A 15,615-nucleotide genomic window follows, 5' to 3' on the forward strand; every position below is an offset into this window, starting at 1 on the left:
CACGAAAAAATCGATCGCGGAAGCGGAACCGCCGAGAGACCTTTGTCGCGTCCGCCGATTGATCGCCGTATGCGCGCTGCGATCCTTCGAGACCACGGGGAGCCGCTCGCGGTTCGCGAGCTTCCCGACCCCGAACCGCAGCCCGACGGCGCCGTCGTCCGCGTGGAGGCCTGCGGCGTCTGCCGCAGCGACTGGCACGCGTGGGCCGGTCACGGGGAGTGGGCGGACGACCGCGTCCCGCGCGGCCAAGTGCTCGGCCACGAGCCGGCCGGCGAGGTCGTCGCGGTCGGCGACGAGGTCGACCGGTTCCGCCCGGGCGACCGCGTGGTCGTCCCCTTCTCGCTCGGCGACGGGACGTGCCCCCACTGCCGCCGCGGGGCCGGCAACGTCTGCGAGGACGGCCGCGCGCTGGGGTTCGAGGCCGCCGCCCCGGGCGCGTTCGCGGAGCGAGTGGCGGTGCCGGCCGCCGACTACAACCTCGTCGGGCGCCCCACCTGGCTCGGCGCGACCGCGGCCGCGGCGCTCGGCTGTCGGTACATGACGGCGTACCACGCGCTCGCCGAGCGCGCGAACGTCAGCGGCGGCGACGCGGTCGCCGTCCACGGCTGCGGGGGCGTCGGCCTCTCCGCGGTCCAGATCGCCGCGGCGCTCGGCGCGCGCGTGATCGCGGTCGACATCGACGACGCGGCCCTCTCGCTCGCTCGCGAGCTCGGCGCCGACGAGAGCGTGACTCTGGGGTCGTTGCCGGAGGAAAGTTCGGTCCCCGAGCAAATCCGCGACCTCACCGACGGCGGCGCCGACATCTCGCTCGACGCTCTGGGGATCGCCGAGACCTGTCGGAACTCCGTCCGGTCGCTGCGTCCCCGAGGCACCCACGTCCAAGTCGGGCTCACGACGGACGCCGAACGCGGCGAGGTGTCGCTCCCGACCGACTGGATGACCCGGTGGGAGATCTCGTTCCTCGGCTCGCGCGGGATGCCGCCGACGAGCTACCCGGACCTGTTCGCGCTGATCGAGTCGACGGGGATCGACCCCGGCGCCCTGGTCGCTCGCGAACTGTCACTGCCGGAGGTGTCGGGCCGGCTCGCGGCGATGGACGAGTACGAGGTGGCGGGCGTGGCGGTCGTTACCGAGTTCTGAGCGCGGCCTACAGCAGTCGCGAGAGGAACTGTTGACCGCGGTCCGTCGACGGCTCGTCGAAGAAGGACCGCGTCTCGGTCCGCTCAACGACTCGGCCGTCGGCCATCAAGACGATCCGGTCGCCGACCTCGCGGGCGAAGCCCATCTCGTGGGTGACGAGGACCATCGTCATCCCGTCGGCCGCGAGTCCCTCGATCACGTCGAGCACCTCGCCGACGAGCTCGGGGTCCAACGCGCTCGTCACCTCGTCGAACAGCATCACCCGCGGCTCCATCGCGAGCGCGCGGGCGATGGCGACGCGCTGCTGCTGGCCGCCCGAGAGCGCGCCCGGGTGCGACTCGGCCTGATCGGCGAGCCCGACCTGGTCGAGGAGGTCGGACGCGGCCCGCTTCGCCTCGCCCTCCGGCTCGCCTTTCACCTTCTCCGGGGCGAGCGCGACGTTCTCCAGCGCGGTCTTGTGCGGGAAGAGGTTGAACGACTGGAACACCATCCCGATCTGCTGTCGGATCTCGTTGACGTCCGTCTCGATCACGGACCGGCCGTCGAGCCGGATGTCGCCGCCCTGAATCTCCTCTAACCGGTTCGCACACCGGAGCAGCGTCGACTTCCCGGACCCGGACGGTCCGATGACGACGACGACCTCTCCCTCGTCGACATCGACGTCGACGTCGTACAGCACCTGCGTGTCGCCGAACGACTTGTCGACGCCGTCAAACTCGACGAGCGGACCGGTCACGCCTCCTCACCCCCGTCGTCGTCGCCGGAGCCGAGCCCCGACAGCCGACCGAACATCCGGCTGTCGGACCCCCAGTCCGACCGGCGCTCCAGTCCGTTGACGAGCTGGCTCATCGACATCGTGATCGCGAGGTAGAGCACGCACACCCACACGAGCGGGGTCCACGGGTCCAGTTGGTTGCTGTTGATGTTTCGGAACACGCTCATGATCTCCGGGACGGCGATGACGGTCAGCAGCGAGGTGTCCTTCACGAGGATGATCTGGTCGTTGCCGATGGCCGCGAGCGCGTTGCGCCACGCCTGCGGGAGGACGACCTGCCGCAGCGCCATCACGCGGGACATCCCGAGCGACCGGGCCGCCTCCATCTGGCCGTTCGGGACGGCGTCGATCCCGCCGCGGATCGCCTCGCCGACGTACGCGCCGTGGTTCAGCGTGAGCCCGATGATCGCGGCCGGGATCGCCCAGTCCGTGAAGGGGAACTCGCCGGTGGCCCAGAGCCGCGGCACGCCGAAGTAGATGACGAACAGCTGGAACAGCAGGGGCGTGCCGCGGAAGAACTCGACGTACCCCTTCGCGATCCGTCCGGTGACGTTCGACGTCGAGATCCGGCCGAGCCCCACGAGGACGCCGAGCGACACGGAGAGGAGACTCGAGATCACGACGATCTGGATGACGAGGAAGAACGCCTCCGCGAACCGCCGCGCGATGAGCGGCGAGGCGAGCAGGCTGTAGTCGACCTGCGTCGAAAGGATCCAGGCCAACAGTCCCCCGATGGCCAGCACGAACCCCCCGGCGGCCACCTCGCCGACCCGTTTCACCAGCCGGTCGCGCATCAGTACGCCGCCGCCGCTCGACTCCGATTCTGTCTGTGTTGCCATGTGATATCAGGTAGAGACGGCGAGGTCCGGAGACTCAGCCGTCGAAGTACTCGTTGTAGATCTCCTCGTACGTCCCGTTCTCACGGATCGTCGCGAGGGCCCCGTTGACCTCCTCTCGGAAGTCGTCGTCGTCCTGCCGGAACGCGATCCCGTACTCCTCGATCGTCAGCGTGAGGTACGGCGGCGCGTCGTCGCGGTCGGCCGCGACCCCGTCTCCCTCGAGGAAGACGACCTCCTCGTTCTCCGCGGCGAACGAGGCGCTCACGGTGTTGTCGTTGATGACCGCGTCCACCTGATTGTTGAGCAGCGCGTCGAACGCGCCGTTGATCTGGTCGTAGCTCTCGATCTGGAGGTCGCCGCCGAACTCCTCTTGGAGGTCCTCGGCGGCGGCCTCGCCGGTCGTCCCGCGCTGGACGCCGACGGACGTGCCCTGGAGGTCCTCGCGGGAGCCGATGTCGCTGCCCTCCAAGAGGAGGACGGTCTGGTACGCGGTGAAGTACGGGTCCGAGAAGTCGACCCGCTCGGCGCGCGACTCGTTGATCGTCATCGCGCTCATGATGACGCGGAAGTTCGCGTTGTTCAGCGACGCGATGATCCCGTCGAAGGAGGTCTCCTGGAACTCGTAGTCCATGTCGAGCTGCTCGCCGAACACGGCCTCGGCGATCTCGACGTCGAATCCGATGAGGTCGCCCGCCTCGTTGCGGTACTCGAAGGGCGCGTATGGGATGTCGGAGCCGATGGTGATCGTCTCACCGCCCCCGCCGCCGCCGCCGATACAGCCGGCGGTGGCCGCCAGTCCGCTCGCGCCGACCGCGGTCAGGTACTGTCGCCGGTTCACAGAACGGTTTTCGTCCATACACCGTTTCTCGGTTGATCACGATTTCAACGTTTCGGCCGCGAGATAGCAATATTTGCCGAACTGCGGGGGTTCGACAGGGTCGTTCAGGAGAGACGCCGCTCCGTTCGGGGCCGCGACCCGACGGCGAGCGGCCCGATCAGTCGCCGCCGATCGGGACGCTCCCGTCGCGCATCTCGTCGGCGTCGCGGAGGGTCCACGCCGCGCCCGCGGCGAGCGCGACGGCGACGGCCAAGACGGCGAGGTTGATCTGCTGCCACGTCGCGGTGTACAACACGAGGTCCCGGCCGAGCAGCAGCGTGCCCACGAGCGCGGCCAACGACCCGGCCGCCAACGCGCGAACGGTGTTGGCCGTCCCGGCGTCGAGCTCGTCGTACCCGCCCCGGACCGCCTCCGTCGCGTACGCGACGGCCGCGACGAGCCCGAGGTGTCCGGCGAGTCCGGTGATGTAGAAGGCGGCCTGCGCGGGCGGCGCGTAGGTGAGGAACGGGACTGCCCGCGAGAAGACCGCGCTGGCGACGATACCGGCGACGGCGATTCCCGCGGCCGCCCGGAGCAGTCGCGCGTTCCCGCGCCCGCCGCCCCAGATCGTTGCCAGCCCGAGCAGCGTGAAGATGATCAGCGCCACGGACAGGTGCGCCGCGTGCGTGGACACGGTGTACCCGCCCGGGATGAGCCCGCTGAGGGTGACGGTGATCGCGCCGACGGTGATCTGGAGCGGTAAGATAGCGACCGCCAGCGTCGCCGCCAGCTTGGTCCGGCGCTCGAACCCGGACCCGAGCCACGTCCACCCGGCGACGCCGATGATGAGGAAGCCGGTGACCATCGCCCACGCCCGGTGGAACCACTCGATGAAGTCGGGGTTGATCGTGAGCGCCGGGATGAGCTGGTCGGAACACAGCGGCCACTGGGCCTGACACGCCAGCCCGGAGCCGGTCGCCGCGGTGTAGACGCCGAGCGAGAAGAGGACGAGCGTCATCCCCGTCGTCGCCGCCGCGTATCGCCTGAACGTTAGCCACGCGGGCCGAAGACTCATTAGCCGATTTCGGGCGCGCGCGCACTTAGACCGTTCGGCCGCTCCTCGCGATCGAGAAGGGCGCACGGGTCGACAGGCGGCGACGGACGGTCGAGGCGGTCGAGCGTCCCCCGGTACGCGACCGCTACCCGGACAGCTCTCGCTTCGCCCGCCGCGCCCGCTCGGACATCTCTTCGTCGCCGTCGACGTCCGCGAGCGTCTCGATCGCCTCCAGCTTCCGGACGGAGTCGTCGAGGAACGAGAGCACGTCGCCGGTGTACGCGTACACCATGTAATCGTCGGTCATCACGTCGACGATGGCCTGCGGGCCGAGCCCCTCGGCGCGCAGTTCGAGGACATAGCGCATGAACTTCTCCTCGGGGCAGCCGCAGTACGGGTTCGAATCGCAGTCGCAGTCGAGGAAGTCCTCGGCGAAGTCGAGGACGCGGTCGCGGGTCGTCTCGTCGAGCTTCGAGAGGCCGTCGCCGGTGAACAGCAGGTCGAGGGTGGCGCCGGCGAACGCCCCCTTCGGGATGTTCGCCTCCAGCTGGGAGGCGAGCTGCCGGTGGTTCTTCACGTAGATCTTGTCGGTAAAGGCCACAGTTAGCGATTTGTACGCCCGCAGCCCTCAAAAGCGACGCGGTGATCGAGAGACCGTCGGCGGTTCGAACGACATCGCGTCACACGCCCGTCCGGGAGTCGTAACCGTTATTTATCGAAGCGGGGTACTAGACGACGCGTGTCCGGGTTAGGGTAGTGGACTATCCTTCAGCCTTGTGGAGGCTGAGACGCGGGTTCGATTCTCGCACCCGGACCTAGGCTTCTAACGCCCGAATTCAACGCTTTAGCTTTGTGCCTCAGCCTTCTAAGGCTGAGATGTTCAGAACCTCATAAAATCCTCTATAGTCTGTGTCATGCTAAATACAGATAGAGGACCGTGGTCGATTCTGGAATATAACCAATAGTGGTACGGTACTCTTTTTATACTCTGGTGAGATTGTTGGACTAAACTTTCTGTTTTATCTCTCGCCTATCCATCTCTGTTGTATGGAACGCCAATGCCTGCTACAGAACGACGGAACTCTCGTCCTCGTGAGTGGAAGCTCAGAAGACAAACTTACCGAAATCGTCCAAGCTGCTCACTCAGAATACAACTGGCTACGGAATAAAGAACGAGCCCAGATTTTCTCCCCTCACCGATGACTGGCCATGACCCAATCAATCGAGGAAACCAAGCAAGTCCAAATCTCAGATTGTGTGACGACTGCGGACGAGAACTCCATGAAGATGACACCATCATCGAAGCACACTGGCACCTCTACGACGAGAGTGACCAGTCAGATGCTAACGGCTGGGTGCAGTGGTGTTCAGAATGTGTTCCCCCGGGAATCCCACGACCACGATAAAAAAAACCAGCAGAAATACGTTCTGACATGGTATGCCTGACGAATTAGACGTGAGTAGTGGTGAACCTCACAGACGACTTTCTTCACCGATATTCCAGTCTATGTCTATCCCAACTCGTTTGCTCACTTCGTTCTGCATAACCGACCGGCGTTCGGCACAGAATGTCTCGTAGTCGTCCTCAAGCATTGCTTCAAACCCCTTCTCGTTGATAAAGTGGTCTTCGAGAACTTGTTTGACACCCTCTCTGCCTTCGTCGTGTTCCTCTATCATCTGTGGAACGTATTCGCTGGGTGGTGAATCGCTGTACCGGAAACGATTCCCTCGCGACTCAATAACGGTCCGATTCAGTATCCGATTCCGTTGAGTCGTGCCATATTGGAAGCTGTCAAGACCTGACTTCAGGACTGAATTCGGGAAGATATGGTGGTCATCTACTTCGTGGACCTCGATACTCTCAAAGGTCCCAAAGTCACATGCTCCGTTCAGAACCAAGAGGCTCATCAGCCCCTTATACGGCCCTCCACGGGTGAGTTCTGTGAGGTCAAGTTCAACGGGGATTCGTCTCGGAGCGGCTTCGATAGAATCGGGTAACTCGTCTCGGTCATCCCGAATCCAATCACGAACCTCACGATAATCGTTGTAAGAGACTGTATCAGAACTGCCGCTGTACCGTAGCGAAAACACACTTGCCCAGTACCACTGCCGAACCATCTTCAGTCCCTCTTGGTCTGGGTACGACCCGTCACGTTCTGCTATATGAATTAGATTAGAGAGAGTTGGCAGCATCGTTCCGTATGGGAACCCATATTTCTGAATGACACCCAGTCCACCTTCACCAGACGACTGTGCCTTCTCCAAAGACCTATCAAGCATCTCAGCCGCTTGGTTCCAATCGTTCACAAAGCCAGTCGAAGAGAGGTCACGGAGGTCAGCTTCCTTACACTCGCTGTCACGGTAGAGTGCAAGTGTCTTTAGCATCCGATTCCGAGCGGTTCCTTCCCCTGTAGTATCGCTATACGACCTGATATTCGGCTGTCGCCTGACTGTCCTCTCCCAGATTTTTCTCAGTTGAATGTCATCCGGGTATAATCGAGCCGTGAGGATGTCAAAAACGCCCAACTCTAGCCCTTGTGTATTGATTCTTTCAAACGTCTGGACGACTGTAGTCGGGTCCGTATCCGCTGAGAATTCAATAATGGGGATATCATAGGAACGAAACACCTTGGTGTTCCTATCGAATTCACGCACGTCGTCAATTGAGAGGTTCTCAACGGTAGACGAGAAGTCTTCCATACCAAAACGCCAGTCATCATAGGCGTCGGAACTCCGGAAGACAGTGAACGGTACAAAGTCTTTCTCAACCTGCGTTTCATAGTCATCGTTTGCCAGTTCTCCCCACATTCCGTAGTAGGTGCTGTTCCAGACAATTGCTGACTCATCAAGCGTCCCCTCTATCACTTTGCTGAACCGTAGTCCGAACCGCTGTGGGTGCTTTGTGTTATCTAACGGAGTATCTGGAGCCTTGAGCGCGTAGTGGATGCTCGTTATCCGCTGCTGTCCATCCAGTATCATTTCCATTCCACCACTGTTCACTGGTTCCTCGTCAGTGCCCTCAACCGACCGGGGAGGGAACGGGACGTTTTCTTCTCCAGCCATAACAGGGAGCGTCAGAAGAGTATTGATATAGTACCCGTTCAAGAGGCTTTCAAGCAGTTTCGCGACTTGTCCTGTAGGCCAGACAAAATCGCGTTGGAACTCAGGCAGTACAATTTTCCCATCTTCAATCTCTCGGACAAGAGTCTGAATCCCTTTGTTTGCCAGACTTATGTTGAGGTCACTCGGCATTGTACCAGCAGATGCCTGCGTGTGGTATAAATTTCAGCCACAGTGACTGCGTCGAAGAAATGTAGGGTTCTGTTGAAATACTCAGGAAGATATACGTTCAACCTCGGTTCCGGTCAGTACAGAGAATACATTACTAGGACCGGGATTTTAGAATTGATAATAGTATCCCCTCAATTTATTACCATGTCAGATACCCGTTTATTGTGACAGATATTAGAGCAACTTGTTCAGAGTGTGATGCCGAGTTCGACCCAAAAGAGAATCCGGCAAGCAAGAAATCTGCAACCGTTGCAGGTGCTGGCGCTGGCGCAATGGTCGGTTCAGGCTTAGGTATCGCAGGAGGTCTATTTGGCGTGGTCTCCGGTGGGATTGCTGGTACAGTTCCCGGGGCGGTCGTTGGCGCCACAGGTGGTAAACTCATCGACAAAACCGTGGTGAAGTGCCCCCATTGCAACGAAGTACAGTTCGTGTAGTGTTTGCAGAGCCAATTGTAGGTGCCTACCCATATTGTGATATCAATAATACATGGGTAAAACCGTAATCACGCCAAAACAAATATATACCCGAGACATATATGTGTGAACGCGATGGCCCGCAGAACAGTATCAGTAACGATGGACGAGAAGTTGGTGAAAAAAGCCAAAAACAGAGATGAAATCAACATTTCCGCCATCGCTGAAAGAGCCCTCAGAGATGCTATGACACAGTCAGACAGTTTCTTCGTGAACAGTAATCGAGACACGTTTAGTAATGAGGATGTCGTTGGAATGGAGGTCGTTGACCACGGTGTCGCGGCCGCCTACGGCAACTGGGACGAGTTCGGATACCAGCTAGTCAATCCCACCGACAGCTCAACTATCACTCCCGGTGACCGAATCTTCCTCTGGGTTGATGAACAGGGTGTTCGAGCCGAAGGTCGTGTCATCGGAACAGCCAACGATGAGCCTGTAATCGGTGACGAACAAGTGTACGGTGGGAGCCAAACCGAATTTCACCTACCGACTCGTTGGTATACCGTACTGGATGAGGACGACGCGGTTTCGAACAAGGAGCTTAAGCAAGTTCTCGGTCGGGGTAACCCGCGCGGGACTGTCCACCCAATCGACTCCAAGCATAATGTACAACGCTTGCTGGAGGTAATGCGTGGACGTGTATCCAATCTACCGTAGTTAGAAGTCACCTCGACACTGGCACCGATGGAGGTGTATCTTTTCACGCACCTCTCTTGCGGAGACTTTTAATTGACAATTTTCACACTCATAGAAACGCCAGTCCTCTTCAACTCGGTAATACTGAATTTGGCCGTCAGTCAATATCGGAGGATAATCTACCATACACGTCCGTTGAACATCGGATTGCAATGGTTTTATTCAGAAATTAGATTCTCTCCTAAAGTTGCTGGTTCATATATGCTGCGAGCGTTTCTATACTTGGTGAAAGATACTGACGCTACGTGACGAGGCTTGGAACGCCATTCTAGAACAGATAATCCGGACTGGGAAGTTCAGACTCACAGACCTTCCGTTCAAGCCAGAAGAGAGGCATACAGTCCGCCGATGCCTTCGCGAGGCTCAGGCGTACGATTGGGTCACGAGGTCATCTGAGGGCAGTCCAATCTGGCGAGCTGGACCAAAGGCAGAGATGCTCCTAAATCTGAGCGAGGAAAAATTGGAATTGGCTCGTGAGTAATCTCCAGTCAGAACCTCAGGAAGGGACTGCAGCTCTAACTATTCCACCTCCGGGGAGACGTGAGAGTGCTCGATTAGCGGCGCTAATTGAGATGGGATATCTCTCACTAGAGACTATTAGATTCAATTCCGAAGCTATCCGGACAAGTGAGTTTGCCAGCGCCCGGCGTTTGGTTGCCGCTGCAGGTATGTTCACACCTCTCCATGCCGATTTAAAAGCCATCGCAACGTGGTTTCTCCGCAAGCGAGGCTACTCTCAGGTAGTATTTGAGCCACATTATCCGCATGGGATACGACGGGCAGATGTCGCACCCGTCCCCCCAGATTACTTCGTGGAGGTTGGTCAGGTTGCGGACCTCTCTCGAATTTACCACATGCTCGGGATGGATATCGTTATAAGGGGAAGTAGCATCTCATCTGTTCTCCGACGATACCCAGCCGATAATGACCCAACTGCGAAAATAAATGGCATCATCTCCATTCCCTATCCAGTAGATGACCCGGAGGCCCGAGCGTGGGATAGTGAGGAATTAGAGATACACATCTTCTCTCGTGGCACGAAGACAGCTAAGACCCCCAATAGACGACATCCATGGTGGGGAGAACAGGTAGATGGATGAGTCTAATCTGAAGTGTATGAACTGTGACCGGGATGCAGAGTTCACAGTAACTCTCACGAATTTTCTGCCCTACTATATCGAGACTTATGGTTACTGTTCTGTACACATTCCTGAATCCGACAAGGAGTGGGACAGATTGAAACAGAGCATTCGGTCTGGAAGAGAGAAATCGTCGAAGACGCAAGTCGTCCACAAGACACGAGAGGAATTCATCGATGACTTCGGTAATGTCAACGGATGATTTAATTTCCAGTGAGAGATTTGTATCCCCCGAAAATAGCGATAGGTGGCTGCTTCCTACACCTTAGAAAATTCATCGCTCATCCGTTGGAAACGGTACCTATACACTCAGGCTTCCTCCCTTGACCCTGAGCCATTCACGTCGGTCCCGATAGTCTGGAACGAGCGTACCGACTGTGTTCCAGAACGCGTCAGAGTGTTCCTCGTGCCTGAAATGGGCGAGCTCATGAGCCACAACGTCGTCCTGTATCTTTCGAGGTGCAAGTATGAGACGCCAGTGAAGTACCACTACCCCCGGTCTGTACTCTCCCCACCGGCGCTGGAGCGACTGAACCTTGATGTCTACCTCCGCCAATCCCAACTTGTCGATGTAGCGGTCTGCACGTGAGGGGAGCTTCTCGGTCGCTTTCTCTACGTACCAGTCAGTGACCGCTTGGCGTTTGCGCTTGATACTGACGGGCGAATTGTTCGGAATCCAGAGTTCAAACCGCGCTCCATCGAAGTCGAGTTTCGGCTCTGGCACATCGTCCTCATACACCTTGAGCCGATAGCGCCGCCCGTTGTAGAGGAGCTTCTCCCCACTCAGATACTCCTTGTCAAGAGGAGGGTCTTCCTGCTCAGCGAGACCGTAGAGCGTCTCCAGTATCCACTGCCGCTTCTCCTCCAACACGTCCTCCACGTCGTCTATGGAAGCCTCCACGGGCGCGCGGACTACGAGTTCCATCGAGGAGTCCATCGAGAGACCGATGGTCGACCGGTCCGGACTCCACTCGATTTTATACGGGACGACCGTCTGTCCGATATGATACTCTCTCATGGCTGGTAGTGAGCACGCGCCAGTTCGACGATGCGGTTCGTAAGCTCGGTTCGCTCCTCGCCCGACATCTGGATGTCGGCCTTCATCAGTCGAAGCTTCACCCGCTTCCGGAGCTTCTGTTGGACAGTGACCTTCTCCTGCCACTCAACGACATCAGCGACATCCTCCACCTCGGCGATGATATCGCCCGTCAACTCGACGAGTTCCTGCTGGTCGGTGTCGTGGTCTTCGGTAAGAAGGACCTCTTCGAGTGCGTGGTAAAACGACAGTTCGGTTGCGTCCTCCAGCCCCTTCGATTTGGCCTGCTGGTCACGCGTCCGCATCTCATCGAGCACCTCACGGAGCTCTTCGATGATTTCGCGGTCGTTCATGCGTTTCTGCTTGTACTTCTCGATGAGCTCCTCAACGCGCTCCTGTAACGACTCGTACTGAACGGGGTCCTCGTCGTACCGAACAGATATCTCGTGCTTGATGGCGTGTTGCATCTCACTCGCACGGGCTTCGTCGCTCTCTAACCCTTCAAGTTCAGCATCGAACTCATCGCTCTGCATTATCGAGACCGGGTCGTCGTTGAGCACGTCGATGCCCTTTGAGCGGATGTGCTTCTGAATAATTTCGCGCACCTTCTCCCCGGTACCCTCCAGATTCATCGAGTCGTCACGATAGCGCTGCTTCGCCCTTGCGAAAATCTCGCTCAGGCGGTCGAGGTCGCCCTTGTACGGATTCGCCATCGGATTCGGCAGCACGATGTCCATCAACTTGGAGAACCGCTTGTAGGCGTTCTTGAACTCGATACGCGTGTCCTCGTCTTCGAGCGTCTGTAGACACACCTCCATATCGTCGAGGTCGTCGAAGAACGACTTCGCCTTCCGATGGGCAGCTTCGAGCTCAGGCTTCTTGTCCTCCAGCGGAACCATCGCGTGCTTCACCTCGTCCTCACTGAACATCGCCAACGCCTCTCGGAGGTCGTCCGAGACTCCGTAGTAGTCGACGATGAGCCCGTGGTTCTTCTCCGGGAACGGCCGATTGACACGGGCGATAGCCTGCAGAAGACTATGCTCCTTCAGCGGCTTGTCGAGGTACATCACCTGCGCCACCGGTGCGTCGAAGCCCGTGAGAAGCATATCACAGACAACGAGGAGTTCGACCTCGCCCTCCGGGTCGACGAACGAGTCCTTGTACTCCGAAATTTTGCTGTCAGTCGGGGTCCACTGCTTGATATGCTCAGGGTCGTTGTGGCCCTTCGAGATGATTACCCGCGACTCGGGGCCGTTCAACTCGTCGAGCTTTTTCTTGTAGCGGACGGCGGCCTGCTTGCTGGTCGTGACGACCATTCCTTTGAACCGGTCCGCGATTTCGTCCTCGTAGTGCTCGATGATGTCGAGTGCGACTTCTTCGACACGCGTCTCAGCTTCGGCGAGGTCCTGCTCACGGGCGTACCGCTTCTTAATTTCTGCTTTCTCCTCGTCGGAGTAGTCGGCGAACACGCGGTCGAAGATGCGGTCGAGATTTGCGCCTTCGAGGTGGATGTCAGCGAGGCGGCCTTGATAGAGTATTTCGACCGTGGTATCGTCGTCGAGCGACTGGTCGATGGTGTACGTGTCGATGTAGTTTCCGAACGCCCGACGAGTGTCGCGCTCCTCCTTCTCGATAGGTGTCCCGGTGAACCCGAGGTAGTAGGCGTTGGGCAGCGCCGTTCGCATATTATTCGCGAGCGTCGCATACTGTGTCCGGTGGGCCTCGTCGACCATCACGAAGATGTCGTCGTCACTGGAGAGGACCGGGAAGTCACCCTCTTCATCGTCGTCAAGCTGGAATTTCTGAATGAGGGTCGTGATGGTCTCCCCAGCGTGGCTGCTCAGCTTCTCGCGGAGGTCTTCCTTGTCCTGTGCTCGCTTCGGGTTGGGGTAGCCGCACCGCTGGAACGTGGCGTGTATCTGACTGTCCAGCGCCGTCCGGTCGGTAACGAGCAGTAGCGTCGGGTCAGGCTTCTTGCGGCGGAGCTTCAGCCCGAGGAAGAGCATCGTGAGCGACTTGCCGGACCCCTGTGTGTGCCAGACGACCCCACCCTGTGCTTCCCGGTGGCTCCGATGTTCGATTCGCTCTAAGGCTTTCTGGACCGCTCGGTACTGTTGATACCGAGCAACCATTTTCACGGTCCCACTCTGCTTGGTTTCGAAAACCGTGAAGTGACGGAGCTGGTCGAGGAGCCGTTCGGGCTCGAAGAGCGCGTAGAGCATCCGATGCTGCGGGGACATGTAGTCGATATCCAAGAGGTCGGCGAGGTCGTCGTCATCCATCGGGTACGTGTCGCGCCACGGCTTGTACTGGCTCTTGGGCGTCCCGTACGTTCCCATCACCGCGCCCTCGTACCACGTCGCAACCGAGAACTGGTTGTATCGGAAGAGCTCGGTCGCCCCCTCACTCCCGGTCTCGGTGCGTTCGTTCTGGTAGCGCTGGAGCTGTTCGAGTGCCTCACTCTTCGGCTCGGCGATGGTCGGGGCCTTGCATTCGATTACGCCGAGGGGGATGCCGTTGACGAAGAGCGTGATGTCGGGCTTGATGGTCTCGATGTCGCCCTCTACGTCGAACTGGCTGAGCGCGAAGAAGTCGTTGTTCTCGGGGTTTTCGAAGTCGATGTACTTGACCGTCTGGTGCTTCGTGCCATGCCCCCGGTCCTGCTTGACCGACGTGTGTCGAACGAGTTTCGCGTGTATCTGCTCGTTCTCGGCCATCGGACTCGTCCCCGCCACCTGCTGAATCTCGCGGACGACCGCGTTCAGGTTGTTATCCAAAAGCCACGGGTTCAAGTCACGGACAGCGTTACGGAGTCGAGGTTCGAGTACAGCCGAGGATTTCGTTTCGCGGGGGTCCCTCCACACCTGTTGCTGCTGGTCGTAGATATCCCAGCCAAGAGTCTGGAGGGTTTGTAAGGCAGGGCGCTCAGCATCGGCGTACTCATCAGACATCCTAATTCCCCGTACTGACGCGTACTTTCCCAGTAAGAAGGTCCTGCATCAGTCCCTGTCTTAGTTCCCGGAGTCGTTGTTTCGTTTCACGTTCTTGCTCGACCTTCTTCTGTGCTAGATTATGAATTTCGATTATTCGGTCTTGCTCGTCAAGGGGAGGAAGAGGTATCTTGAGTGACTTGATTATCTGGTTATTGATATTAGTGCGCGTCCCCCCGTGGCTCATTGACTCGATTTGGAACTTTGAAATCGGGGAGTCAGAAATATACGCAGCGAGGTACTCTGGGCGGACCCGCTGCTGATTGACCTTCAAGCGAATTAGACTGGAGTCCATTATCCCCTTTCGAGCCGATTCGGGGAACACGTCGGTACGGCCAACTGTACCTGCACGTGTAATGACAACATCTCCCGGCTCAAGTGCTGCGCTCTTCAATTCTTCAAACTTCTCTTCGGTGAGATACTCGGTCCCCATCGAGTAATCTCTATAGATTATATTCTCCTGAACATACACTTTCGGCCCTTCCTCTACCCTGTCCTTTTTACTGATTCTGCCACCCGGTGGCCCCCCACGAATCGGCTTCTTGTCGGTTTCTTGGTCAAGGATATCCTCGACCTGCTCTACCTCCCAAGAGACTGGTAACTGATACTCGCGAGGGCCGATAGGCACGGTAGTCCACGAGGTGTGTCCAATTCCACTTTGAAGTAGGTCCTCTGTTAAGCCTTTTTCCAAGGAACGGGCCTCCTCTAAACTCCGGTCCGCTTGTTGAATCTCATCGTGGACTGTAGCGAGTATCTCCGTGATGCGGCGGCGTTCGGATTCTGGGGGAAGAGGAATGAGAGTCTTACTTAGGTCTGTCCACGACGTTCTGGGGAGATTCGTTCCCTCCATTGTCGATACGACACGGTCGCGAATGAGGGTCGAATGCATTAAATACGGCAAATATCGCTGGAGGGTTGGGTCCTCACTGTGGATGGGAATAATATCTGAGGAGCAAATGCCATCAAACGGCGCTATGGCTGCTTTGTTAAGGTTTGGCCGGAGTTTTCCGAAAAGCACATCGCCCTCACGGAACGCGCGGGAACTACTACGTTCAGCACCATCCTCATCATAGCCATTAATATCGAGTTCCCCACTATCGAGATTCTTCAGGCCGACGTATCGAACCGTATCTCTTTCATCGGTGTCGATAGACTCGCGGCGATGGTTGAATACCTCTCCGAATCGCACGGTCGACCAGTCGGACGGGACGACGATAGTCTTCGGTCCGAATTCAACCTCAGTACCTCACAAAGCATCTTCGGCTAGCTGTTTCTGAAGCCTGAGTTCCACGGCGGAGCGGTTGTGCTGGTGGCCTTGACAAGAAAATCTTCGACGAACCGACGGAGAGCTGTCGCTGTCGGCGG

11 protein-coding genes and 1 tRNA gene are annotated in these 15,615 nt (G+C 58.5%); 3 read left to right on the top strand and 9 right to left on the bottom strand.

Translation table 11 applies throughout. The features are described 5' to 3' along the window. Positions 1-69 precede the first annotated feature (69 nt). Positions 70-1,140: a zinc-dependent alcohol dehydrogenase family protein gene (locus B9H04_RS02060; RefSeq protein ID WP_085682402.1), complete on the top strand. Its 1,071-nt coding sequence runs from the start codon at positions 70-72 to the stop codon at positions 1,138-1,140. A gap of 7 nt (positions 1,141-1,147) precedes the next feature. Here the strand turns inward: B9H04_RS02060 and B9H04_RS02065 are convergent, their stop codons facing one another. The 5 genes from B9H04_RS02065 to B9H04_RS02085 all read right to left on the bottom strand — a co-directional run bounded on the left by B9H04_RS02065 (position 1,148) and on the right by B9H04_RS02085 (position 5,226). Next, complete coding sequence (locus tag B9H04_RS02065) at positions 1,148-1,876, bottom strand: amino acid ABC transporter ATP-binding protein (protein ID WP_049930716.1); 729 nt, start codon at positions 1,874-1,876, stop codon at positions 1,148-1,150. After that, positions 1,873-2,709 carry an amino acid ABC transporter permease gene (locus tag B9H04_RS02070; RefSeq protein WP_049930713.1) on the bottom strand — a complete coding sequence of 279 codons (837 nt, stop codon included), beginning with the start codon at positions 2,707-2,709 and terminating at the stop codon, positions 1,873-1,875. The genes B9H04_RS02065 and B9H04_RS02070 overlap by 4 nt, the downstream gene beginning before the upstream one ends. Positions 2,710-2,788: 79 nt before the next feature. Next, entirely contained in the window at positions 2,789-3,610 is an 822-nt protein-coding gene (locus tag B9H04_RS02075; RefSeq protein ID WP_049930712.1) for a basic amino acid ABC transporter substrate-binding protein, read from the bottom strand. Between the two features lie 139 nt (positions 3,611-3,749). Then, positions 3,750-4,646, bottom strand: a complete 897-nt coding sequence (locus B9H04_RS02080; RefSeq protein WP_343122396.1) for a COX15/CtaA family protein — start codon at positions 4,644-4,646, stop codon at positions 3,750-3,752. A gap of 124 nt (positions 4,647-4,770) precedes the next feature. Next, positions 4,771-5,226, bottom strand: a complete 456-nt coding sequence (locus tag B9H04_RS02085; protein ID WP_049930709.1) for a DUF5814 domain-containing protein — start codon at positions 5,224-5,226, stop codon at positions 4,771-4,773. Positions 5,227-5,367: 141 nt separating this feature from the next. Here B9H04_RS02085 and B9H04_RS02090 point away from each other — a divergent pair. Further along, a tRNA-His gene (locus B9H04_RS02090) sits at positions 5,368-5,440 on the top strand. Between the two features lie 658 nt (positions 5,441-6,098). Here B9H04_RS02090 and B9H04_RS02095 read toward each other — a convergent pair. Next, complete coding sequence (locus B9H04_RS02095; protein WP_049930707.1) at positions 6,099-7,877, bottom strand: GmrSD restriction endonuclease domain-containing protein; 1,779 nt, start codon at positions 7,875-7,877, stop codon at positions 6,099-6,101. Between the two features lie 587 nt (positions 7,878-8,464). On the opposite strand from B9H04_RS02095, the gene B9H04_RS17850 reads away from it, so the two are divergent. Continuing rightward, the gene (locus B9H04_RS17850; RefSeq protein ID WP_155120032.1) at positions 8,465-9,046 is read left to right on the top strand and encodes a type II toxin-antitoxin system CcdA family antitoxin; all 582 of its coding nucleotides are present in this window, start codon (positions 8,465-8,467) and stop codon (positions 9,044-9,046) included. Positions 9,047-10,525: 1,479 nt separating this feature from the next. On the opposite strand, the gene B9H04_RS02100 is transcribed toward B9H04_RS17850, so the two are convergent. Genes B9H04_RS02100 through B9H04_RS02110 form a run of 3 tightly spaced genes read right to left on the bottom strand, consistent with a single transcriptional unit; the run spans position 10,526 to position 15,466 of the window. Next, positions 10,526-11,242: a M48 family metallopeptidase gene (locus B9H04_RS02100; protein ID WP_085682403.1), complete on the bottom strand. Its 717-nt coding sequence runs from the start codon at positions 11,240-11,242 to the stop codon at positions 10,526-10,528. Next, positions 11,239-14,211 carry a type I restriction endonuclease subunit R gene (locus tag B9H04_RS02105; RefSeq protein ID WP_049930703.1) on the bottom strand — a complete coding sequence of 991 codons (2,973 nt, stop codon included), beginning with the start codon at positions 14,209-14,211 and terminating at the stop codon, positions 11,239-11,241. Before B9H04_RS02105 ends, B9H04_RS02100 begins: the two co-directional genes overlap by 4 nt. A 1-nt stretch (position 14,212) precedes the next feature. Further along, a complete protein-coding gene (locus B9H04_RS02110) occupies positions 14,213-15,466 on the bottom strand; it encodes a restriction endonuclease subunit S (protein WP_276325169.1) in 1,254 nt (417 codons plus the stop codon). Positions 15,467-15,615: the final 149 nt, after the last annotated feature.

It is taken from the genome of Halorubrum ezzemoulense DSM 17463 (assembly GCF_002114285.1).
Classification (GTDB): Archaea; Halobacteriota; Halobacteria; order Halobacteriales; family Haloferacaceae; genus Halorubrum; species Halorubrum ezzemoulense.